Source organism: Aminipila terrae, from assembly GCF_010120715.1.
Classification (GTDB): Bacteria; Bacillota; Clostridia; order Peptostreptococcales; family Anaerovoracaceae; genus Aminipila; species Aminipila terrae.
The window spans coordinates 1,980,874-2,004,557 of sequence record NZ_CP047591.1 but is presented as its reverse complement, the minus strand read 5'-3'; the positions used below and the strand labels follow the sequence as shown (position 1 = coordinate 2,004,557).

At 36.0% G+C, this 23,684-nt stretch carries 19 protein-coding genes and 2 tRNA genes; 3 read left to right on the top strand and 18 right to left on the bottom strand.

Annotation, left to right across the window (positions count from 1 at the left end):
* Positions 1-14 precede the first annotated feature (14 nt).
* From Ami3637_RS09470 to Ami3637_RS09405, 14 genes are all read right to left on the bottom strand, one after another.
* Positions 15-425, bottom strand: a complete 411-nt coding sequence (locus Ami3637_RS09470) for a GPW/gp25 family protein (RefSeq protein WP_162362359.1) — start codon at positions 423-425, stop codon at positions 15-17.
* A 15-nt stretch (positions 426-440) separates the two neighbouring features.
* Positions 441-1,232, bottom strand: a complete 792-nt coding sequence (locus tag Ami3637_RS09465; protein WP_162362358.1) for a phage baseplate assembly protein V — start codon at positions 1,230-1,232, stop codon at positions 441-443.
* Complete coding sequence (locus Ami3637_RS09460) at positions 1,232-2,314, bottom strand: phage late control D family protein (RefSeq protein WP_162362357.1); 1,083 nt, start codon at positions 2,312-2,314, stop codon at positions 1,232-1,234. The genes Ami3637_RS09465 and Ami3637_RS09460 overlap by 1 nt, the downstream gene beginning before the upstream one ends.
* A gap of 35 nt (positions 2,315-2,349) precedes the next feature.
* Positions 2,350-3,039: a CIS tube protein gene (locus Ami3637_RS09455; protein ID WP_162362356.1), complete on the bottom strand. Its 690-nt coding sequence runs from the start codon at positions 3,037-3,039 to the stop codon at positions 2,350-2,352.
* A gap of 12 nt (positions 3,040-3,051) precedes the next feature.
* Entirely contained in the window at positions 3,052-5,676 is a 2,625-nt protein-coding gene (locus Ami3637_RS09450) for a hypothetical protein (protein ID WP_162362355.1), read from the bottom strand.
* A 43-nt stretch (positions 5,677-5,719) separates the two neighbouring features.
* Positions 5,720-6,193, bottom strand: coding sequence for a phage tail protein (locus tag Ami3637_RS09445; RefSeq protein ID WP_162362354.1), 474 nt, complete (start codon positions 6,191-6,193; stop codon positions 5,720-5,722).
* A gap of 15 nt (positions 6,194-6,208) precedes the next feature.
* Complete coding sequence (locus tag Ami3637_RS18570) at positions 6,209-6,448, bottom strand: DUF6760 family protein (protein ID WP_330586569.1); 240 nt, start codon at positions 6,446-6,448, stop codon at positions 6,209-6,211.
* Positions 6,388-6,759: a phage tail assembly protein gene (locus tag Ami3637_RS09435; RefSeq protein WP_162362353.1), complete on the bottom strand. Its 372-nt coding sequence runs from the start codon at positions 6,757-6,759 to the stop codon at positions 6,388-6,390. Before Ami3637_RS09435 ends, Ami3637_RS18570 begins: the two co-directional genes overlap by 61 nt.
* A 121-nt stretch (positions 6,760-6,880) precedes the next feature.
* Entirely contained in the window at positions 6,881-7,306 is a 426-nt protein-coding gene (locus Ami3637_RS09430) for a phage tail protein (RefSeq protein WP_162362352.1), read from the bottom strand.
* A gap of 20 nt (positions 7,307-7,326) precedes the next feature.
* The gene (locus Ami3637_RS09425; protein WP_162362351.1) at positions 7,327-9,066 is read right to left on the bottom strand and encodes a phage tail sheath family protein; all 1,740 of its coding nucleotides are present in this window, start codon (positions 9,064-9,066) and stop codon (positions 7,327-7,329) included.
* Positions 9,067-9,242: 176 nt separating this feature from the next.
* Positions 9,243-10,019 (bottom strand): hypothetical protein, encoded by a 777-nt coding sequence (locus tag Ami3637_RS09420; RefSeq protein ID WP_162362350.1) that lies wholly within the window; start codon positions 10,017-10,019, stop codon positions 9,243-9,245.
* Positions 10,006-12,039, bottom strand: coding sequence for an ATP-binding protein (locus tag Ami3637_RS17470; RefSeq protein ID WP_162362349.1), 2,034 nt, complete (start codon positions 12,037-12,039; stop codon positions 10,006-10,008). Before Ami3637_RS17470 ends, Ami3637_RS09420 begins: the two co-directional genes overlap by 14 nt.
* On the bottom strand, positions 12,029-14,356 hold the full coding sequence (locus Ami3637_RS09410) for a BTAD domain-containing putative transcriptional regulator (RefSeq protein ID WP_162362348.1): 2,328 nt from the start codon (positions 14,354-14,356) through the stop codon (positions 12,029-12,031). The genes Ami3637_RS17470 and Ami3637_RS09410 overlap by 11 nt, the downstream gene beginning before the upstream one ends.
* Before the next feature lie 145 nt (positions 14,357-14,501).
* Positions 14,502-16,997, bottom strand: coding sequence for a helix-turn-helix transcriptional regulator (locus Ami3637_RS09405; protein WP_162362347.1), 2,496 nt, complete (start codon positions 16,995-16,997; stop codon positions 14,502-14,504).
* A gap of 539 nt (positions 16,998-17,536) precedes the next feature.
* Between Ami3637_RS09405 and Ami3637_RS09400 the strand changes: the two genes are divergently transcribed.
* Positions 17,537-19,216, top strand: a complete 1,680-nt coding sequence (locus Ami3637_RS09400) for a methyl-accepting chemotaxis protein (RefSeq protein ID WP_162362346.1) — start codon at positions 17,537-17,539, stop codon at positions 19,214-19,216.
* Positions 19,217-19,305: 89 nt separating this feature from the next.
* Here the strand turns inward: Ami3637_RS09400 and Ami3637_RS09395 are convergent, their stop codons facing one another.
* The 4 genes from Ami3637_RS09395 to Ami3637_RS09380 all read right to left on the bottom strand — a co-directional run bounded on the left by Ami3637_RS09395 (position 19,306) and on the right by Ami3637_RS09380 (position 22,477).
* Positions 19,306-20,358, bottom strand: a complete 1,053-nt coding sequence (locus Ami3637_RS09395; RefSeq protein ID WP_162362345.1) for a hypothetical protein — start codon at positions 20,356-20,358, stop codon at positions 19,306-19,308.
* Between the two features lie 741 nt (positions 20,359-21,099).
* Positions 21,100-22,095 carry a potassium channel protein gene (locus Ami3637_RS09390; protein ID WP_330586931.1) on the bottom strand — a complete coding sequence of 332 codons (996 nt, stop codon included), beginning with the start codon at positions 22,093-22,095 and terminating at the stop codon, positions 21,100-21,102.
* Positions 22,096-22,316: 221 nt separating this feature from the next.
* A tRNA-Pro gene (locus Ami3637_RS09385) sits at positions 22,317-22,393 on the bottom strand.
* A 9-nt stretch (positions 22,394-22,402) separates the two neighbouring features.
* Positions 22,403-22,477: transfer RNA gene (locus tag Ami3637_RS09380), tRNA-Thr, on the bottom strand.
* A 189-nt stretch (positions 22,478-22,666) separates the two neighbouring features.
* Here Ami3637_RS09380 and Ami3637_RS09375 point away from each other — a divergent pair.
* Positions 22,667-23,011 (top strand): PadR family transcriptional regulator, encoded by a 345-nt coding sequence (locus Ami3637_RS09375; RefSeq protein WP_162362343.1) that lies wholly within the window; start codon positions 22,667-22,669, stop codon positions 23,009-23,011.
* Positions 22,998-23,663, top strand: a complete 666-nt coding sequence (locus tag Ami3637_RS09370) for a permease prefix domain 1-containing protein (RefSeq protein ID WP_162362342.1) — start codon at positions 22,998-23,000, stop codon at positions 23,661-23,663. Before Ami3637_RS09375 ends, Ami3637_RS09370 begins: the two co-directional genes overlap by 14 nt.
* Positions 23,664-23,684 lie beyond the last annotated feature (21 nt).

Genomic DNA, 23,684 nt, shown 5'->3' with positions numbered 1-23,684 from the left:
TTCACTACGCCTCCTTACTCACTGCCTTCCTTTATAAAATACGGATATACCAAATTATATGGATTGTTTGTAGCTCTCACCACATAGCTGATATTAATCAACGGATTATCCTGATTCTCCGTCATCTCCACAGATACCTCTATATCTGTGATTCTGGGCTCCCAATTAATTAAAGCTTCTCTGACTTCACTCTCCATCTGCATGATGGTAGTATAATCCATACCTCCAAATATGTACTTATGAATATCACAGCCAAATTCCGGACGCATAACCCGCTCGCCCTTATTGGTCATAATTATAATCTTTATGGCTTCTTTTATATCTTCCTCATACTGTGAGATGGATATTCTGCCAGTAGCTTCATCTACTGTGATAGGAAATTTCCACCCAGCACCTAAAAAACTTTTTGCAAAATCTCTGTTCATCAGGAAACCTCCTTCCTAGTTTATCTTTGTCATGGAACCTTTGAGGGTTAATACCCCCGAAGTCTGAACTTTAGTGCTTCCACTGCCCTTCACTTCAACCGATGTCCCTGATACTTTTACATTCTGAGCTTTTATTGTTGATGCCTGATTTGCATTTAAATCTATTTTTCCCGCTTTAAGTTCAATACTATTGTCTGTTCCATTTAATTTTAAAGAAACTTTCTGTCCAGCTTCAAAGCAAATACTTTTTTTCGCTTCGATGGTCACGCTGCCGTTTTCACCATCTATAGAAAGGATATTTTCCCCTTTATGATCCTGAATATTTATAGTTTGTTTTTCATCATCCAGAGTAATTTTTAGATTCTTTGGTGTATGAATTTCAAAACTACCCTTATTTTTTTCTTCATTAAAGATAACTTCATGACCACCTTTGGTTTTAATTCTTTTTACGGTGTTATACTTTACTGCCGTATTTTCAGGAATCTTATTTTTACCTGAACTCCAAAGACACCCCAATACATATGGGCGGTTCATCTCTCCTAAGTTAAATCCGATTATCACTTCGTCACCTATTTCAGGGAGAAAATAACTTCCATATCCGTTACCCGCATAGTTCTGCATGACCCTTACCCAGTCTGTAAGATTATTTTTATCCTCACCCATGAAAATCTCCACTTTGACCATACCGGGGTGTTGTTCATCATAATTGTCCTTAACAATCCCAGTGGTAATACCAGGTATTTTTTTATTTCCTGATTTGTCCTTTACGGAACTTCTTTCCTGCACAAACAGGCTCTCCATAGGCATTAATCCCACCCCCCGGTTTCAAATTCGGTCTCAAACCCTTCGGTTCCAAGCCTGTGTGTAACTTTTGTTATGTAATACTTCTTGCTTATATCATTACCCATTTTCTCCAGACGAACGAATCGTCCCGGTACAAGTTCGGGTAATCCAATGCATATTCCATTAGCGCTTTCAGCCTGCTGAATCAGTTTTTCTGCTTCTGATTTTGCTCTCTGTTCCGCCTTTTTTTGATCTGTTGCATCTGGATCCGGTAATATAATGGGTTGCTTTTTTACAGTTACAGGAATCTGGGGTGCTTTTGTTACTGCTATGGCTGTCCCCTCAAATCTTTTTTGTTTATCTTCATCAAAACCCAGCACAATGACCTCTGCATTTAAATAGTTTGAACTCTTATTGAATGAAATCAGACTGCTGCCCCAGGTTAATGCCGTAATAGGTACGGTAAGCTTTTTCGGAATCCTGAAAAAGGCTTTGCCCGCTACAACAAAAAATTCACGTCCCGCTATAGGGGCTAATTCTTCCTTTATAAATTCAAAGTCGGAAGCATTTTGGCTTATACCATCCGTTCCCAGCTGAGTTGTGGTTTTATCAATCACAAGGTGTGTACATATTTTTTTATAGTCCTGCATCAATTCAGAGAAAGCCGCCGAATAGGTTTTCACATAAAACTTTTTTCTTCTTTCCATGGCCTCCATCATTAATTTTCTCACGTCCATTGCTGTTACTTCCAGCATGGGTACTTCTGAAAAGTTATAATTCACTTCAGAAATGTAACCTTTAAATACCACTTCCAGAGCGGAGCTATATCCCAGTTCTACCTGAATAACTACACCTAATCTAAATTTATCTATGATATTACTGTCAAACTGTCTTTTTTTTATATCATAGGCATTCACTATATTAAAGTTGCAGCTTCCTGCTGTTTCCAGAGAATGAACCACTGACATATTTTCTATGGCAATATTTAAATTTGATATTACATCCTGACCTTTTACTTTTATTTTCAAAGCCGGTACTAAGAAATTCTTATATTTCTGGCTTAAGGCCTGAAAAGATGTAAATTTATTGCTCATCAAATCTGCCACGTTGTCTTCCTCCTATATTTGTTTATATGTCCTTGCTATATTAACGCAGGTAGGCGGACCATCTGCCCGGGTTGTAAGTCTCTGGGATTCATCATGTTGTTTTCTTTAGCGATAACTCTCCAAAGTTCAGGATCACCATATTCTTCATAGGCTATATGCCAAAGCTGCATACCCTGTTCAACAGTCCTGTACTTGGTTCTGTCTGGTGATTCAAAAGGTGACTTTTTTTTGCTTTCAGCCGAATCCATTACTGACTGAAAAGTGACTTCCAGCCTGGCTCTTACTGGCATACCACTTTCTGTAAACATGGTATAATTAGATTTTACTTCAGTAACAACCCCTTTAAATTTTAGACTTCCCCAAATAAATTCACATATTGGGGGCCTGTGTTGCTGTCCATCTATCTGAGTAAGCCCTACTATTTTTTTTGTAAGACTCGTTACATTTGTTGGATGTACAGGAGCACTTTTATCGTTCATTTTAGCTGCCACATTAGCACTGGCAACCTTGGGTGAGGTTTCATAAGTATCAAACATCAGACTGATTTCCAGGGTACTTTCTTCTCCCATTACAAACTGTGTAATAGGTCCTGCCAGCCCTGGGACTTGTTTATTTATATACTTTGCTTTATCTGTCAGATTGTATTCGGCGGGATTAAACATAACAAAAACGGTCTCTGTTTTTGTTTCCCTGTGTATTAAAAGCTTTGCTTTCTCGTAAGACATTACCTTTCCCTCCTACATCAGACCTCTTCTCTGTTTTTCTAATTTAAGTTCCTTACTTACTGAATTTATTACTTCTTTTTTTATTTTGGCTATTTCAGAAGGCTTTATTGTTCCTTCTTCCTGCTCTGCCCTGCTTTTCATCTGTTTAATCATTAACTGCTGAGATTCCAGTTTTTCTTTAAGCTCACTTATCATCTGCCTTTGTTTTTCTGCTTCACTATGGTTCCTGTTGCTGTCTGCTTTTATCTGTCTCAGTTCATAATTCTCCTTGCTTTCTCCTGTACTCTGTGTTCCTTTGGGAGACGTAGATTTGGGGGGGATTTCATTTTTAAATATAAATGCTGGAATATTCAACAACTGATTTTTCTCCACGATGTAATCAGCTGAATGAATCTGTTTTTCCCCATCAGGAATAGAGTGGTTCAAATAGCCCGCCATGGGATTACTTTTTTGATTCACCATATTTTGACTAATTCTGTTGTGGATATAATGTGCCTGATTGTATACATTGCTAATCTGATTATTTGCAAAATTGATTTTATCGTAAGTCTTTTGTCTTAACTGGTTCATCTGATTATTTATATTAGCTGTCTGTATGTCAGCAATTCTTATATGTTTTTTTTCCAGACCAGGCTGGTTTCCTGCCTTCCCCTGGAAGGTATTTTCTATGTTAATCTGGTTTACCCTGTTGTAATTGGTATCAGTATTTCTATTTATAGTCTTATTTATCTTATTATTTATAACCTGATTTATGGTTCGGTTTGTCAAACCTATCTGGTTCTTTATATTGTTGCCAATCTGATTGTTTGCATGATTGATCTGTTTATTGCTCTCTTCTTTTATCAGGTTTAGCTGATTATTTATATTGCTTGTTCGTCCATCAGTATTTTTTATATATTTATTTATCATACTGGCCCGGTTTTCTTCATTTTTCATGAAGTGATTTTCTATGTTTACCTGGCTGTAATCAGTATCTGCATTATTATTTATAGTCTTTTTTATATTTTCATTTATAACCTCATTTATAGTTTTGTTTATCAAATCTATCTGATTTTCTATGTTTCTAGTCTTATTACTAAAATGGCTGGCCTGTCCATTGACCCTTTCGTCTACCTGGCTAAACTGATTATGTATATCGTTTGTTTGCCTATCAGCATTTTTTATAGATCTGTTTACCAAATTGGCCTGGTTATATTCATTTTTTATGGTGGTAAATTCTCCAATATTCCACCTTCTGCCGTCAATAATTCCTGTTAAGGGACTGACCGTGTTTATCAGGCTGTAATCGGTATCTGCATTATACCTTATATTCCTATTTATATTTATAGCCTGGTTTATGGTTTTCTTTATCAGACCTATTTGATTCTGAATATCTCTGGTCTGATTATTAAAATGGCTGACCTGCCCATTGACCTTTTCGTTTACCTGGCTAAACTGATTATCTATTGTACTTGTTTGCCCGTCCGTGTATCTCATAGATTGATTCATCAGACTTACTGGCCCTTCTACATTCTTTATAAAATGATTTTCAAGTCTCTCCTGGTTGTAATTTCCCGTGCTCCAGATTTGATTTCCCAATTTCCCAACATCTGCATAGTTTATTTGCTTTTCTATAGCATTTATCTGATTCTGGACTTTTTTAATCTGCGTATTAAATATATTTATTGGATTATCTGTTTCATTTACATATTTATTTAATGTAGTAATAAAATTTTTATATTCTAAATCTGAGAAATCATTAAAATTCTGATTTTTATCTGTTAAATAGGTATAGCCTTCTTCATTAATCAGTCGTGGTTTTACCCATAAAAAATTATTTACAGGATTGTTTGTAAAACCGTTTAAAATATTACTTATGGTGCTTTTGCCGTCGTGGTTTAAAAGATTAGTTGTATTCCCAATATGGAATCTGTTTACTGGATATTTAGCACTTTCCTTATACTCATTATTTATTTCAGTATTATTTCTTTGTTCATCATAGTTCTTATTATGTATTATAAAATTTTGATACACCTTTAATGGCATGGTTATCAGCTTAAAGTCTTTTGATAGGTTTTCGTTGATATATTTACTATCCTTGTACCACAATTTCTCATTTTGCTTCTGTATTATAGTTTTTGCATGAAATAAATTCTTCTGCTTTTCTTCAAGCAGTTTTCTTTCTTCAACCCGCTTATAGATATTTAAAAGCGTTATAACTTCACGTCTTTTTTGTTCCAGTCGTTGTAATAGCTTCTTTTCCTCATGTTTTTGTATCTGGTTCTGCTCTGCAGACAAAGATATTATTTCATTTTTAATCCTGTTCAGTTTATTGAAGTTAAAGACATCTCTAAGCCCTATTATTCTTAAATTGTTTTCTATCGAGTTTACAATGGTTTTTTCTTCACAAACTTTATCTGTCAATAACTGCATAAAAAACTGTAAAACCAATTGAATATTTTGAGAAACATCTTGAACTTTTCCAGACGCCTCAGATACTCCTGGGGCTTTCTGCTGCATTTCATCTCTGAATATAAGATTTACTCCCGCAAAATTGTAGTTTCCTGTATTTGAATATTTTTTAATAATTTCCTGTCCAAAAACATATCCCGCAATTTCAGGCAGACTTTCTTCTATATTTAAAACCGTATACAACATAGTTTCCACCTTTTCAAACCCTATGCACAATTTTTCTGTTCACTCACATCTTAATTTCCACAAGTCCTGAGTGTGAGATTTCAAACCTCTCAATGAAAATATCTCCATTCATGGCATCCAGTTCATTTGTTTCCCAACTTGTTACAACTCCTTCATCAAAGGAATAAGCCCTTACAACTTTTGGTGCTTTTCCAGCGAACTGATCAAGAATCATAATGGTTACTGGCTTTTTGATTTGTTCCCCCAGTTTTAAATCTGTATTTTTAATTCTTTTATTTGAAACTCCCCGTTCCAGTATGAGTTTTTCTACCTGCTGCTTCCCAGTTGACAAAGTAAATACTCTGTCATTTACTCCTCCTTCTCTGACAGTTTCGTACTCCTGTTCCCTTGAGATGTTAGAGATTTTAGAAAAACTTAATCGTGTATCGCCTATGGTTACTGCAAAGCTTATATTTTTTATGGCCTCAAAAGTTCGTTCTGTTCCAGCCTCAGATTTTACATCTAATAATTTTTTCAATACATTATCACCCCACTAAAACTTTGCAAACACGTTATCTGGCTCATCATTGAGCTTACTGTTAATCTTAGAGACTTCTTTGCACCATCGGATTCTGTCCTTATGTGTCATCTCCATTATTTTGTCATGCTCCCAATGGAGATAATAAGCAATAAATGCTGCCTCCTCATATATTTTTCCTGCCGGGTATACTTCTATATTCCGGCGCTCATAAAATTTATGGGAGCATCTATTTCCTTGCCGCAATGAGGGCATAAACTATGATAAACAGGTTCTTCCATGCTATTGATTCTTTGATATAAATCCTGCAGATATGCCAAATCCATAGTATATAATCCTTCTATCACTTTTGTATCTACACTTGGTAGTGAGCCCAGCTTGGTAACTACCCTTGCTAAAAGTATAATCGTTAAGTATCCTGGATTTTGCTGTACTCTCGGATCTCTCATTGGTAATATTTCATCTGCTGCTGTAGCAAGCCTCATAATTCCCTCTTTGTGAAGCATTCCCGATGCATCCACAAATCCCCTAGGAAGAGTAAAAGTATATTCAGTTTGAAAAGCCATTTTTCTTCTCCTTTATAAAAGTACAAATTATATATTTATTAACCCTTTTATGCGCAAAGTGACTGTTTTAAACAGTATGAGAATATATACATAATCTAAAACAGTCACCCATATAAATTCATTATGAAATTCTAGTCATGCCCTCATGAGCAATCTCAAGAGTTTCAATGGCAACCTCTGAAGAAGAAGCATTAAAATCTGGTGCTTTATAACTGGTAGGCCAGGCATTTATAACCTGCCATGAAGCTGCAGCTTCACCTGTTTCATCAAGCACAGTAATCGTAACAGTTTTTCTTTCCACTGCACCGTCTACACCAGCTATAAGCCATTCATACAGTACCATTGAATCTGTAACTCCCTGTCTCAGAGTAATATTTCCATATTTCTTTAAACCTGGAAGCTTCATGGGAGTCTGAACCATATCTCCCTCCCTGTATTCGATAACATCAATATTTGCATCGAAACCGGAAACTTCTGAAAACCCTCCTGCCTCCAGGCCATCTATTTCTAATCTAAATCTATAACTTCCGTGTGGATAACCAGCCATCGTTTATCTCCTTTCTATAATTACTCCCCTGCAGATTCGCTTGTCTTTTGAGTAATTCTAAAGATTACGAATTCAGCCGGTTTCACAGGTGCTACCCCAATAACACATACTAATCTTCCATTGTCTATGTCATCCTGTGACATGGTATTTCGTCCCACTTCTACATAAAAGGCTTCATTTGGTGCTGAACCTGCTAAAGAACCAACTCTCCAAAGTCCGGTTAAGAATACATCTATCGTTCTCTTTACTCTTACCCAGAGCATTTCATCATTTGGTTCAAATACAGCCCAGTTTGTGTTTGCTTTTATGGATTCTTCAATAAAAATGAATAGCCTTCTCACATTTATATATTTCCAACTTGGATCACTTGAAGCAGTTCTTGCTCCCCATACTCTGATTCCCTGACCTGCAAAAGCTCTGATCAGATTTACACCCTTTGGATTCAGGATATCCTGTTCTCCTTTATTAAACTGGCAGTCAAGTCCCACGCAAGCTCTGACTACTTCATTTGCAGGCGCCTTGTGAACACCTCTTGTATTATCACTTCTTGCATAGATACCAAGAATTGACCCTGATGGAGGAATGACAATATTTTTTTTGTCAAGAGGATCAAAAATCTCAAGCCATGGATGATATAAAGCTGCGTAATTAGAATCAAAGATATCTCTGTGAGCAATCACATCATCAATCTTTTTGCTTTCCCTTGGAATATCCAGTACTGCAAACCGGCTTCCCAAATTTTCACAGTGTGCTGTAAGCATCAGCTGAACGTTAGGATCCGTAACTCCTGGTATAGCCATAAGTGAAACAACATCATTGTCTACAAAAGCCTGAATACCAGTACGTTTTCCCGGACCGTTATCAGCTCCTATAAAAGTTGCTGCTGAAATACTTCCTGAAGAGCCATTGCTTCCTCCTGTAAATGAAATAATACATACTGCTTTTTCTGTATCACCACCGATTAACATGTTAAAAGGTGATATAATTTCACTGCCCGCTCCTACATAAGAGGCTTTTACTAAATCTGATTTCGCCATCTTCTTTTCGATATAACTTGCAGCATCAATATTGAAAGAAACATTCTCATAAGTTTCCACGATGTCATCGAATTTAACTTCCACGTTGACTTCACAGGTAGTAATAACTTTTTTAGGAAGCAGGTTCTTATCTATGATTGTCTCATTAAACTCATTGGCAAATTCAATGATATTATCCTGACTCTTAACCACCTTATTGTAAATAATGTTTTCTTTATCGGCATACATTACAATATCACCGGCACTGAAGCCAGATGAATTTTTCACTATGTACTGCTTTACTCCATTATCTTCCCGGATTTCAAGGACCTGTGTCTTTGCCTTACTTGCAGGTGTGATTATCACTCTTACATTGTTTCCCCAGATTCCAGGATTTTTAACAGTGAATCCTACTGCTGCCTGACCAGCAGGGGCAGAACCTTTGGCGCATTTGGCATCATCTGGTGCTACCCTAGAAATAAAGCATCTTGATCCCCCGTTAATGAAGAAATGCTCTACTGCATAAGCTAAGAAACGATACTCACCAAATTCACTTTCCGAAAGATATCCACCATACTTTCTCTTAAAATCTGCAAAATTTGTTACAAGCTGGGGAAGTCCTTCACAAGGACCTCTTTCTGCCAGTCCAATAAATCCTGCTGTACTGGTGCCAACGCCTTCCATTGGCTTACCGCCAGATTCAAATTCTTCGACATATACGCCGGGTGATAAATATTCAGCCATATTATCCCGATTTCCTATCTGTAAAACCGAAACCGGATGCCCCCTTCCATAATTTTTTATTTTGAATTAACTTTAAAAATAACTTATTTCATATAAAATATTAAATCATATGGCTCTGAACAAATTTATAAACAAATCTCTGAACATTAGAATATTTATTTATGTTCTGACTTTTTTTATATTTTTTCCCCTTTCTTTGATTCTTTACCGGATTTACTTTGTTTTTTCTTTTCGTCTAGCAGCATAGCTTTTCTTAAAAACATCAAATATAAAAAATCATCCCTTTCATTACTTATATTTTTATTCCTTTTCATGGTCTGCCTTATTTCTTCAAGTCTGTTAGAAACTTTTTCATACAGTTGTTCTTCTTGAATTATTTTATTCTGCTGCTTATCAATCTGTTTTTGAACTTCTTCCTTATGTTCCTTTTTCCCCTGCCTTAATCTGATTAATGTTTTCAGCTGTTTTTTAGTCTTCCTTTTATTTATAAAGGGAACCATATTTTTCTGAACCTTAAAATGATTATTTTCAGACATCTTCTCTATACGTCCAAGCATATAACTGACGGGAATATCTTTAGGGAATCTGTATTCCAGTGCACTTTCCGTTCTTTTGTTTTCGTTTACCTTTATATTATCTGAACACATTGGAACTTTTCTGGCCGTTTCTTCTTTTATCTCTTTGCTTTCCCCTGAGAGTTCATGCAGAGTCATACTTTTTTTCTGGTTAATAAGCATTACAGCTTCTTCTCCTCCTGCAGTGCCTACAGATATATTTCCAAAAGAATTGCCCACTGTCTTTATCTGCTTTGGTAAATTGCCCTGAGCTTTATCCTTTGTCCCTGGCCGATACCCCTCCAGCTGTTTTCCCTTATTACCATCGCTCTCCCTTAGTATTTCTCTTGAACTTTGCAGCTCATTATGCTTTGCCTTTTCTTTTTCAGTCCATTTCATAAACATTACCGTCCTTGCCATTTTCCAAAAGCAAATAATACTGTCCCAGATCATTTTTTGAAATATGTTTTCCAATTTTATCATATTCATTTTTCAGGGATTTTAATATATTCTTCATATTGATTTCACTACCTTCTTCTGCGCTTTCAAAAGCTGCATTCAAAGCAATATTTTTTATGTTACTTCCTGACAGTTCAAAGTTATCGGACAGGAACTCCCAGTCGATACTTTTGTCCAGTGGAGCTTTCTGCGGAAACACCTGCTGCCATAAAATCTTTCTATAACTGGAGTTTGGAAAAGGAAAATCAATAATAAATTTTATACGCCGCTTAAAAGCTTCATCAAAGTTTTGATAATAATTTGTAGCAAGTATGCAGATACCTTTATGTTCTTCTATTTTCTGGAGCATATAAGCTGCCTCCATATTACTGTATTTATCATTAGAACTCTTTACTTCTGTTCTTTTAGAAAAAAGAACATCTGCTTCATCAAAGAATAAAACCGCCTGACTGCCCGATGCCTCTTCAAATATCTCCTGCAGATTCTTTTCAGTCTCACCTATATATTTGCTCACTACCCCTGCTAAATTTACTTTATATAAGTCTAACCCCAATTTATTTGCAACCACTTGCGCTGCCATGGTTTTTCCAGTACCCGGTGCCCCTGTAAAGATAGCTGATACCCCTGTGCCATATGCAAATTTGTCAAGAAAACCCCATTCTTCATAGACTTTTTGATAATGCTCCACATGGCTGCAGACCTTAAGCAACAAATCTTTAGAGAACTCAGGTAAAACTAATTCATCCCATGAATAATGGGTTTCGATTTTTATAATTTTTTTGTTTGTGGTTCCAAAGCTTTTCCTTTTTCGGCAAATCCTGTAAAGCATTTCTTCCGTGATATCATCTGCGGATGAAATCCTTAGTTCTTGTTCAGCTGTTTCCATAACTTCTTTTATCTCCCCAAAGTTAAGATTAAATTTGCAAGCTATGCTTTCAAATTTAATCTGGCTGTCAACTGAATAAAACTTTTTCATTTCATTCCAGAATTTAATGCAGGCAGTTATGTTTGGCCTTGGAAACTGAATATAAAAAATCCTGCAGTTTTTTTGCTCTGGGTAATTGGGATTTTCATTTGTGCTGATTACAAAACATCTTGTGCAAATCTTATCCAGATACACGTTAAATTCTTCAATGCCCCTTATTTCCTCAAAGCAGACTATGCTCTGTGATATAGCTGCTTCTGTGTTTACCTGACTAATAAAAACTTTTATGTCTTCTCCCTCTGAAGGCTCTTTAACAAAAATAACGGATAAATTTTTTCTCCTGCAAAATTGCCTGATGACTTCCTTTTTGCCGCTTCCCGGTAAGCCATAAAGTAAAAATATATCCGCATCTTCCGTCCATGCTTTTTCCAGAGTTTTTAGCTGTATTTCATTAATTGTCGGGTCAAAAGCAATATTACCAGTTTGATTCTGTTTGTAGTTTGAGCTATCCCAAATTTCTGCTTTATCTCTTAGAGCATTCGAAAATAGACTGCCATCTATTACAAAGCTTTTTATTCTTTCAGAACTTTGTAAAGACTCAAGCAGTCTATTTTTAGGACAGTATAATTCTGTTGTCAGAAATACTCTTTTCAAAATGCTGTTGACTTCAAAATATTTTAACAGCTCTATTTTTTTTACCTCAAACATGTCTCTGTGATAAATTGCTGCAAAAGAAGACACAGCAAAATCCACATCACATGAAAAACCTCCAATCAACTCGGGCATAAGGGAAAGTCTTACACAATACCTCTGAAAAAGGTCTAAATTAAATCTTTCAAATAAATATTCCAATGGCAAAAAAACAATATTGTCTCCGCACTGAAGCCTCTCTTCCATGTTCTTTTTATAGTTCTTTAACTTTTCTTCCTTTTCCCCCAGTTCTTCTTTATGTAAAATACTCTCATAAAAATCCACTTCAAGCAACGTTAAATGCTTTATATCCTTTAAATAGGATGCGTTCGAATTATACTCCATTTTTAACCCCCACATATTTGCGCCAGATTTCTCCAATATCTTCAGAAGGCTGTAAATCAAACTCTTTTAATAGCATTTCCTTCATTTTTTCATAATATTTTTTTGTATTTTTAAAATCTCTCAAGGCTGCATAACTTTTAATCCGTAAAAGTTGCAGGCTTTCTTCAAAAGGGTCAGTTGCAACAGCCCTGTTCATCCACATAATAGTGCGTTCAAACCTGCCACATTTAAAATCTTCAATTCCTTCCATTTCACAAACCTTGAGAAACATTTTTTCCAGGTTTACCCTCTGGGGTAAAAATTCATCCAGTTCCATTCTTTCCATGTAACTTCCTGTATATATATCACTAAGTGCTTCTTCCTCCAGATGAAGTTCTTTGCCATTTTTTAATGTTTCATAATACACTGTAAGATCTTGAACATCTGAATTTATCATATCCATATTCAATAAGTATTTTTTCTTATTGTAACAAATAAGGTTGTCCAGGCCGAAGGTACTCAATTCTCTTCGTATACTGTATAAAGCCGTATGTAAAAGAGAAGTTGCACTTTTTCCCTGGTTATCAGGCCACAAAAGCAGAGTTAACTCTTCTTTTGATACAGGCTCCCCATTTAAATGAAATAAATAGGCAAATAACTCCTGGGCTTTTTTCGTTCTCCATTTTATCTCTTCGGTTTTTCCTGTTATAAATACCTGAAACTCACCAAAAGCTTTAATATAAATGGGTTTTTCCCTATAACTGTCTGGATTCTGTCTTGCCAGAGTAACAACTTGGTAGTTTTCCTGATTGTCTTTAAAATTGTTATCTAAATTAATATTAAAACCAATCTGGCTCTCTCTACAGAAATTATACACCATTTTTTTCCTGTCTTTGTTTCTAAGTATGGGTGATAATTCATCTATTATGCCAGCTGACTCTTCATCCTTCCCCATAACTTTCATTATCCTTGCTTTTTCCAGCATGGCCTGTATATAACCCACCTCATTCATTGAAGTAATAAATTTTTCAATGGCTATATTTATGAAATCCAGACCTTTATTAATGCGCCCTGATTTCCAGTTATATACCCCGTATACCAGCATGGTTTTAGGCGTAATATTTATGTTGCAGGATTCGATCCAGTTTATCCATCTTTCTACAGTAGAAAGCTTTCCCTGATTAACCATATCGATTCCGATGCTCCCTACTGCATATTCTGCAAGCTCTGGATTTTCTCCGTTGATTGCATATTCCACTGCCTGTTCTTTATTATCTGTATGCAAATAAAATTCAGCAGCTCTCTTCATTATCTCTTTTCTTGTAAGGTCATTTAACTGCTCATTTAAAAATTCTTTCATTAAAGAATGGTATCTGAACATTCTGTCTCCAGAACCTACTTTTATAATCAGAAGATTCTCCTGAACTAAATAGTTTAAAATACTTTGGGAATTGTCAATTTTCATAACTGCATTGCACACATCTGCGTTTAAAAATTCCAATGCGGATGTGGAAGACAAAAAAGTTTGTATATCAAAAGGAAGCTTTCGGTAAAGTGCACGCATTATGTAATCATAAACAGCAGCTTTTCCCATAATATTTTCACTGCTCTGTAGGCCTCCCTGCTTTAAATATAAAATTTCAAACATTACACCAGCAGGCCATCTTCCAACACTTTGATACATTCTGCCTGCAATTTCAGTTGGATTTTTATCTTCAGCTACCATCTGCTTTACAATCATTTCTATTTCTTCTTTATTAAATCCCAGTTCTTTCTGCCCAATTAACATTCCCTGTCCCTGTATGTAAAAACGGCTCCAGAAATGAGGTATACTTCCTTTAGTAGCCACTACTACCTTTAAATTAGTTTCCAGGCTAGATATAAAGATTTCCAGAACCGTGTCAATTTTTTCATTGTTTATTACCTGAAAATCATCAAGTACAATAAAAGTATCTTTTATTTTTTTCTGTTGTGCTTTTGTAATTTGCTCCAGTAAATCATATGTCATTTCAGTGAGCTGCTTCTCATTTTGTTCCATACCTTCATATCGTTCCAGATCAAACTGCAGTACTCCATAAATCTTTTCCAGGCTTCTACTCAGATATTGCATAAATGTAATCACATCATTATCCGATTCATTGAGATGATACCATGCTACATCAGCACCTGCTACTCCGTTTAACTGTGTCATAAGAACAGTTTTCCCATAACCTACAGTGGCATGAAGGACAAATAGCTTTAACTCTTCCTGAAACTGCTCTAGCAATCTGGGTCTTATTATGAAGTTTTTAGATACTCTTGGAACCTGTATTTTAGATTCAATTATATTATTCTTCATTTACTGCTCATTCCCTCACACGTATTTTAACAAAGAAAAAATGCCTTTCTTTTAAAGCACAAAAAAATCCTCCATATTTTAGTATAGAGGGTTTTTTGTCAAAAATATATTAGCCAAAAGGCTAGTTTTTTTGCAGAAAAAATTTTTATAATATATTTGCTTCATGTGCCTTTTTAATGGCACTGGTTTTGTTATTCACTTTAAACTTGGAATAAATGCTTTCCAGATGCTTCTTAATACTGGAAACAGAAATACAGAGCTGCTCCGCCATCTGTCTTTGGGTCAGCCCTCCTTCAAGCAGAACCAATACCTCTTTTTCCCGTTTGGTTATATGAACCGGATTAGATTTTTCCAAAGCGAAATTTTCTATGTATTGTTCACTGATTTGTATCAGTCGTTGCAGATAATGAGAATCCATGCCCCCTCTGGACTGTAGTTCATAGAGCATAGGCAGAATAAAATCTGCATTTTCTGCAAAGGGGAGCAATATGCCGTCCTTCTGGCCATCCTGAAGTGCTGGAATAAGACTAGCAATACCAGATTCCATGCCATAAAGATGAAGCCTTGCTACTGCACTGTAGATAGCATTGTGTAATAAGCCAAGTTGATTATGATATACTTCATACCGAGAGATAAAACTTTCACAGAGCACTTCTAACTCAACCCAATTCTTGGTAAGCATTACAGCCTTACCATAAATAATATATGGGAATGCAACTGCATGAAGCATCAAGACTCTTGAATCCATATCCCCCAGGCGCAGCCATTCCGGGATTTCCTCTCGTTTCAACCTGCATCCGTACAAATAGCCCTCGCACATATCAATTGCCGCATTATAAACAATTCTGTTCTGGCAATTAATCTCATCATCCAGTTGATGAAGATTAGTCCGCATCCTGGCAATAATCTCCTTTGCTTCAGCCAGCTTACCTTTGAAAAGTAAAATCCGCATCAAAGTAAACTCTGCACAAATAATTATACTGGTTTGTTCCATGGTTCTGGCTTTATAAATTGCTTTTTGGGCATAAATCTCAGCGTTTTGCCAATCTCCTGTTTCTAAATCATATTCAGCAAGCGCTACCAATTCACAGCCAGTGCCAGATCCGTCAAACACCACTGGTGGAAATCCTGTTTGGATGCAATCAAGGGTTTCTTTTAACCTACCCGGTTCCCTGTAGTAGCAGTATAAAAAGTGTGGTACCCCAAAAGAGAATGCGCTATTTCGAAAAACGTTGCTAGAGACTTCGCCCTCCAGAAGCTTTTCTGCTTTTCTTGATAATTCAACCATTTTTTCTGCTTCATTAAAAACCAGAAAAATCTTAATGATTTCTATTTCCCCTAAAACTCTGTTCCTTAATTGTGTAGAAACCCCTTTTTCTTTTGAAAAGTATTCTTCCATAATGGTAATAATTCTTTTGCTTTCTATAGTAGCCTCTTTATCTCCACTTATTATAAAGGTACGGGCAAAATGCAGTATAGGAAAAGGGTATTTTACATACCATTCTTCTGGGAATCCCTGATAAACTGTCCACAACAGTTTAAACCCTAACAGCCAGTTTCTCATGTTTGCGTTTTGATTAATGATGTTAAGAATCTCCCCTGCCTTATCAGCACGGTGATAATAATCAAAAGCCTGAATGGTCTCTCCATGGTCTAAAAACCATCTGCCTGCATTATGGCAGACATCTCGTACATCCAGATTTTCTGCTTGAATTTTATCTCTTAAAAAGTCTAAAAGTACATGATGCAACTTATAAACCCCGTTTTGAAAGTCATACTCAATAAAAGCATTTTGCTCTACTAGTCCTCTGACTACTTGAGGCACTTCTGAATTTTTCAAAATCTGTGTTGCCTGCAACAAGGTAAAGGAATCCAATACGGATAGTTTGATCAGAATATCCTTAACGGAATCCTTCAAAGAAGAAAAAAGGTTATCATTCACAAGCTCTGTAATATTTGAAACTTCAGTAACTGGAATTCCCTTCTCAACTCCCAGCAGGAGAAGGTATATAGCGGATATCCATCCATTGGTATACCTGTATATTCTTTCAATTTCCCGTTTTGAAAGACAGCAGCCCACCATTGAAAAATACTCTTCAATTTCCTGAATATTGAATGATAACGTGTCTGTATCAATATAGTAGCATAATTTTTTTGCAATTAAATTCATCTGATTTATTTTAGGTCTGGTTCGGGAAATTAATAAGATATGTAAATGTGGAATTTTTTCTTCTGCAAAGATTTCTATTAACTTTGCCATATGTTTACTTTGCTCAATCATATGAAAATCGTCGATAACAATTACTTTGGTTTTTTTGTTACCTGATTTCCACACTAAATCAAGGATTTCTGCATCCTGCCTTGCATCCATAGGAAACCCAAAACGTTCAAGCATATTGCCCATTTCAGGAAATACTTTGCCCACAGCAGTCGATAATTTATGCCAGAATACCGTTTCATTCCCATCACATCCAAGCAGAGAAATCCATACAGTTTCCACATCCCTTGCCATCAAGTAAGACCTTACAGACGTAGTTTTACCATATCCCATTGTTGCAGAAACAATGGTAAGTGGATAACTGAACAGATTGTCCAGTTCCTTTTCAACTCTTTGTCGTTTTAATATTTTACCAATATTCAAAGATATCATCTTCCTTTAGTTGTAGTTACCCTTCTAAAACCACTGCCAATTGATTTTATGGCATTATTATATAATATTTTTTCAAAATTACCAAATAAAATATTTACATTCACAACTGCATCTTAATTTATTGGAATCATAAAAATAGCCTCTGTTTTTTCAATTATTCTTACACTCTAGTAGTTGTGTGTCTGGAACGCTTTTTAATATGATGGGATACGGCCGGGCAAGAGAGATGGATTTTTCGTGTTATCTCACCAATACATACTCCCCTCCAGTCTGACTCCAGCAAACCATTGTAACACATAATTCTCTTGCATTTGTTTAATGGTAAAGTAAATCGATACGAATAAAGAATTCTATAATAATGCACTCAAATTAAAACCCGGGTTATTTTTCAGAATTAATTGACAATTACGTTCCTGGATGTTATATAATTAAAATACAAATTTTGTATTTTATGCTCATTTATTATCATAAATACACGAATTAACATGTAAAGACTGAAGGTTATATGGTTTAACCAGGAGGCAAAAGTGATGCGACTAACAAAACTATTTACAACCCCTTCCCTGAGGCGAAGTATCACAGGAAGTACCATTCTCTTTATTGCTGTTTCATCTATTATGATTGGATGTATTTCTTATTATATGGCTAAACTGGCTATTGAAAACAGTATGGGAAACACAGCTCTGTCTATCGTAAATTCTGTGGTTTCTATTATTGACCCAGAGCAGTTCAACAATCTTCAAACAAAAGAAGATATGCAAACGAACTATTACAAAGATCTTCAGCACCGGCTAAATGGGGTTCGTAATGAAATTGGCCTAAAATACCTTTACACAATGAAAGTAACGGAAGACGGGCATTATATTTATGCGGTTGATGGAAGTAATATGACGGACAGTGATTTTTCCTCACTGGGAGACGAAGAAACGGACATTAACAATCACTATTTGAAAGCCTTTCAGGGTACTGCCAATTTTGGATTTATCAGTGATAAATGGGGAAATTCGATTAGTGCTTTTGTCCCCATTAAAAATCAGTCTGGAACTGTAGTAGGCATACTGGGAGCTGATTTTAACGGAGACATGATGGTTAACTGGCTGAACAGGCTAAAACTGTTTATCTCTGTAATCGTCCTACTGCTTCTGGGTGCTGCCTTTATTGCAGCGTATTTTGTTGCAAAGCGCATAACCCAGCCAATTAAAAACCTCACCGAAATTGCAGACAAACTTGCAGATGGACAAGTAGACGTTACCATGGCCTCCGATTCCCTGGATGAAATAGGTCAGCTTATGACAGCTTTCAGTAAAATAGTTTCCAATATACAGGCTCAGGCACACCTGGCCGAAAATCTAGCAGATAGAAATCTCTCTGTAGGAATTCAGATTAAATCTGATAAAGATGTTTTGAATATCAGCCTGAATAAAATGCTGGACAATTTCAGCTCAATCATCACAGAAATCAGCAATATGTCAAGACATCTTGCTGAGCAGTCAGATGTATTATCTACTTCCAGCATGTCCATTTCCCATGGGGCGGCGGAACAGGCCAGCTCTATTGAAAAGCTTAATGCCACTTTGGATGTTGTCTCCAAACAGACTCTTTCTAATGCACAAAAGTCAGCCGAAGCCAGCAATCTTACTAATATTGTTAAAGATGATATTAATGCGGGTAATGCTAAAATGCAGGAAATGCTAAAATCTATGGAAGAAATCAATAATGCATCACGTAGTATTCAGGATATAATAAAAACCATTGATAATATCGCCTTCCAGACAAATATTCTTTCCCTGAATGCATCTATTGAAGCTGCCCGGGCTGGAGTTGCTGGAAAAGGCTTTTCCGTAGTGGCCGAAGAAGTTGGACACCTGGCGAAGAAATCTGCGGAGGCAGCAAGAAGTACCACCAACATTATTGAACGGTCTGTCAGAAGTGTAGAGGCTGGAATGAAAACAGCTCAGGAAGCAGCAAATGTCATCGGCCAGATTGACATAAAAATTGATGAAGCCTCCAACATCTCAAATCAGATTACTGAAATCTCACAGGTTCAGGCTGCTTCAATTCAACAAATTCTGGCGGGTCTTTCCCAAATTGCAGGCATTGTGGAGGCTAATGTTGCTTCTACAGAAGAAAGTTCTGCTACAAGTGTGGATTTGGCAGACCATGCTGCTCGTCTTAAAGATGTTGTCACAACTTTTAAAATTGCAGAGTAAGCTCATATAAAAAGCCAGCGTCCTAAAACGCTGGCTTCTTATTTTCCATATTTGCCGTATAAGATATAATTATGGTGTTAAACCTTCCTTTAATATCTGGTATAACCTACCGGATATGTATACCCGTCTATATTTACTACCACATTAATATTTTGATTTTTAATAGCATTCTCCAACCCTTGTACTGCATATTGCAGTCCCCCTACTTCTTTTATTAGTTCTGTACCAATTTGTACTAAATTACTTAAATTTTCGTTTACCTTGTTTAAGCTACTTTGAATATTATCTAATCTGATTTCTTTTTCAAAAATATTATAAGCACCATAGGGCCCCTCGAATTCTGTTACTCTCTTTGTATCAAAATATTCATATATTTTATGTACTGAAATAATATTCTGGTATTTAGGATGCAACCAGCCACTTTTATATAATTCTCTTAATTCATTTGATGCATTCTCTAATGGCTTGATAAGCTCCTCAAATTTACTATCATATGATTCTATATGACTATTTAGCTGAGCAATATCCCTTTGAACATTTTCCAAACCTGCCTTGCACTTTATGGAATTCCATTCTGAAATGTCCATTCTTCTTGCTATAGAAGTTAAAACAGCCAGCACAACACAAGAAATTAATGACAATATCCCCGGAATCAAAATTGGATAATTTTTAATTCCTATAGATAAATCTATCATTGGTATAAAAATTAAATACTTTAAAATGCAATAGGCAAATAAGCCACAAAACTTAGAGATACTAGCCTTTTTGGAATTAAAATAACTAATATATGAAAAAAATAAGCTGACAGGCACACTATATATCAAAATTGAGCCTACCCCTTTGTGCATTAATAAATATGCTAACCCTAAATATTCAACTATAAAAAATAGAATTAGCCATACGGCTGGAGCTTCCTTTTTCCGTTTTTGTGTAATAGCTGAGTTTCCTTTTGTATCACTATAGTCTAATTTACTATTTATATTTTTCCCGAAATTTCTCCTCTGATTTTCTAAAAAATCACCTTGTTGTTCTAAATCCAACAAATGCTTCTGGCATTCTCTTTGATAATTCTGCATAATAAAAATATCAGATTCCAATTTACATGCTCTCTGAAGGTTTTGTTTAATTTCTTCAATTTCCAACATTATTATATACCTTTCTTAAAATATTTTTATAACTGTTTCTACCTCTTCTTTTCCTTTTCTATATCTTCTAGTAACTACGCTGTTAGCTATCCCAGATTTATCTTGGATTATCCCTCCATTCACAATATTTTAATAATATACGAGTTAATTATTGAAATGATATCATATTTTAAAATGAATGTAAATTTTTAACTTAAGCTGTTAAAAGGAAGCGGCAAGTATTATACTTGCCGCCTCCAGGCTGGATGAATATTTTTAGATTTATTTTACTGAAAACAACTTGTCAAATCTGGTTAAGATTGCAGCAACCTGCGCTCTGGCAGCTTTATCCCTAGGCCCAAGGATACCATTGCCCGTACCGCTTACGAGTTCATTGTCAACCGTCTAGCCCATGGCTTTTTCAGCATACTCAGAGGTGCTGCTGCCATCGGTAAATCTGGCCAGCGCACCTGTGAACCAACCTTTTTCTGTTTTAAAATCATATCATCAAAAAGAAAAAATGAGCCTTTACACTTAAAAACTCATTTATTGCAATCGCTGCCACCCGTCAAACGGATGCTTTTTCGTTGGTCGGGACGACAGGATTCGAGCTTGCGGCCTATTACTCCCGAAGCAATCTGGCTGCCAAACTGCGCTACGTCCCGGAGTTAAGTTGGAGCTAGTGAAGGGAATCGCCCCCACCGCGGGTTGTTGGTAAGGTTAACCTTATTTTTATAAAATCACACCCTGCCTTCTTTCTTAATACATACAATACGGGAGTCTTTCCCCATTATCTTTGGCATACTCTTTTAGGGCACAAACTTGAGAATCCGTTCCTAATACCAAAAAAACGTCTCCTTTTTCCAGCAAAACATCTGCCCCTGGATTAAAAGTCAAGAAATTATCCTGATTCTTTTTTACTGCTAAAATAATCAATCCAAAACTCTCTGGTATTTTTAATTCTCCAATGGTTTTGTTCACAATATCCGATTTTTCATTAACGATGATATCTTCAAGCGCAAATTCAATATCGCCTATATGGGTAATTACATCAAGAAAAGAAATAACGGATGGCCTGAGCATTAACGCTGCCATTCTTTTTCCACCAATTTCATTGGAAGAAATTGTATGATTAGCTCCAGCTTTTTTAAGTTTATCAGGAGAACTCTTATCAATTGACCTAGAAATTATATAGATTTCGCTATTTAATTGACGGGCAGTCAGGACTGTAAATAAATTGTCCACATCTTTAGAAAGCGCACTAATTAAGCCCTTAGCATGCTTAATCTTGGCTTTTTCTAGAATTTCTTCTTCCGTTGCATCTCCCTCAATGACCAATAAACCTCTTTCTGCATAATGATTCACTAGCGTTTCATCTTTTTCAATAATTACAAAAGGTACCTTTTTGCTCAAAAACTCGTCTACAACTACGCGCCCTGATTCTCCCCCACCACACAAAATATAATGATTTTCGAGTTTACTAATTTCTGTTTGCATTTTTCTACTCCTCCATAGATTTCCCAAACCGCCTTCAATAAAAATTACAACACCTCTTGTAAAAGCATACCCTGCAGTCCCCACGCCCCAGAAAATAATAAATATCGTAAATATTTCGGCTTCCGGTGTCATAACACCAACTTCTCGATATCCCACCGTAGCTACAGTAATCGCCGTCATATATAAAGCATCTATTATATTCACATTTAGTAAAAAATAATATCCAATGGTTCCCACAACAATTACGCTGAAAAACATTCCTATTGCTACAATAATTTGTTTATTATACCGCATATACAGCTCCATTCTTATCTAATAATTTATGATTATAGCACGGTAATTCATTATTGTACACTTATTGCTCCTTAATTGACCACCCTTTATTAAAAAAAATAAGTAACACGAACATATTCTTGAACAGCCGTCATGACAAAAACAACCCCATTTTTACCTCAATGATAAAAATGGGGTTGTTTTTTTGGTCGGGACGACAGGATTCGAACCTGCGGCCTATTACTCCCGAAGCAATCGCGCTACCAAGCTGCGCCACGTCCCGGAGCTAAGTTGGAGCTGGTGAAGGGAATCGAACCCCCAACCTACGGTTTACGATACCGTTGCTCTACCATTGAGCCACACCAGCGCGCAAAAACTTACTCTGTTTTCTTCAGATGATTTTTATATCTTATCACATATTTTTTTAGAGTGCAATAGCAGCACCCAGGCCTTAACTAAAAAAATCTGCTTTTATAAAAAAAGTACTTTACCTGTCGTAGTAATTATGTTATTCTTTTATTACTACGACAGACGGAGTAAAAAGGAGGAATGAATTTTGATCAGCAGTGATGTGATTCGTGGATATAATGATACCATTATTCTCCACCTTTTACTGGAAGGTGATTCTTACGGCTATGAAATTTCAAAAGAAATTGAGCGTCGAAGTCAAGGGAACTATACCATAAAAGAAACTACTTTGTATTCAGCATTTTCACGTATGGAAAAAAATGGATATCTGGTTTCTTATCAGGGTGACGAAACCTTCGGCAGAAAACGCACCTATTATAAAATCACAAATGATGGACGTGAATATTATCGCATAAAATGTCAGGAATGGGATTTAACAAAAAAAGTAATAAATCAATTTACAAGGGAGGATATACATAATGAACCAAATTAGAAATTATGTTGAAGCAATGTTTTCAAATTTACCTAAAATACGTGAAGTGATTGATATGAAGATGACTATGCTGGAAAATATGGAAGAAAAATTTCAAGAACTGCTGAAAGAAGGAAAGAATGAAAATGAAGCAGTAGGGATAGTTCTTGCGGATTTCGGAAATATGGAGGAACTGAAGGAAGAACTGGGTATTAAGGATACAACACTGGGAAATACAGACACAGATTATATATCACAGGAAAACCCTGCTCTTCAGGAAGAGCTCCTTGCCTTTAAGAAACAGTATGCACTGGCAATAGCCATAGCCTGCATTTTGTTTATCATGTCACCTGCAGTATTTATTTCAATGCAATCAATTTTTGCAAGCGATTCCCCACTTCCTTACTTAGGCTTATTTTCTCTAATCGCCTGTGGTGCTGCAATCTGTATTTACTTCAGGATACAGAATCATAAATACAGGAGGCAATATAATACAACAGATGATGCTGAAACAAATACATCAAAGGGAATTGAATCCATTATTTTCAGCAGTGCAACCGTTATTTTCCTATGCATGGGATTCCTATTTAACTTATGGCATCCAGGTTGGATTATTTTCATTGTGGCAGCTATAATCAGTAGAACGATTAGATTATTTAACGGTCCAAAATAAATCAACACAGACCTATATCAA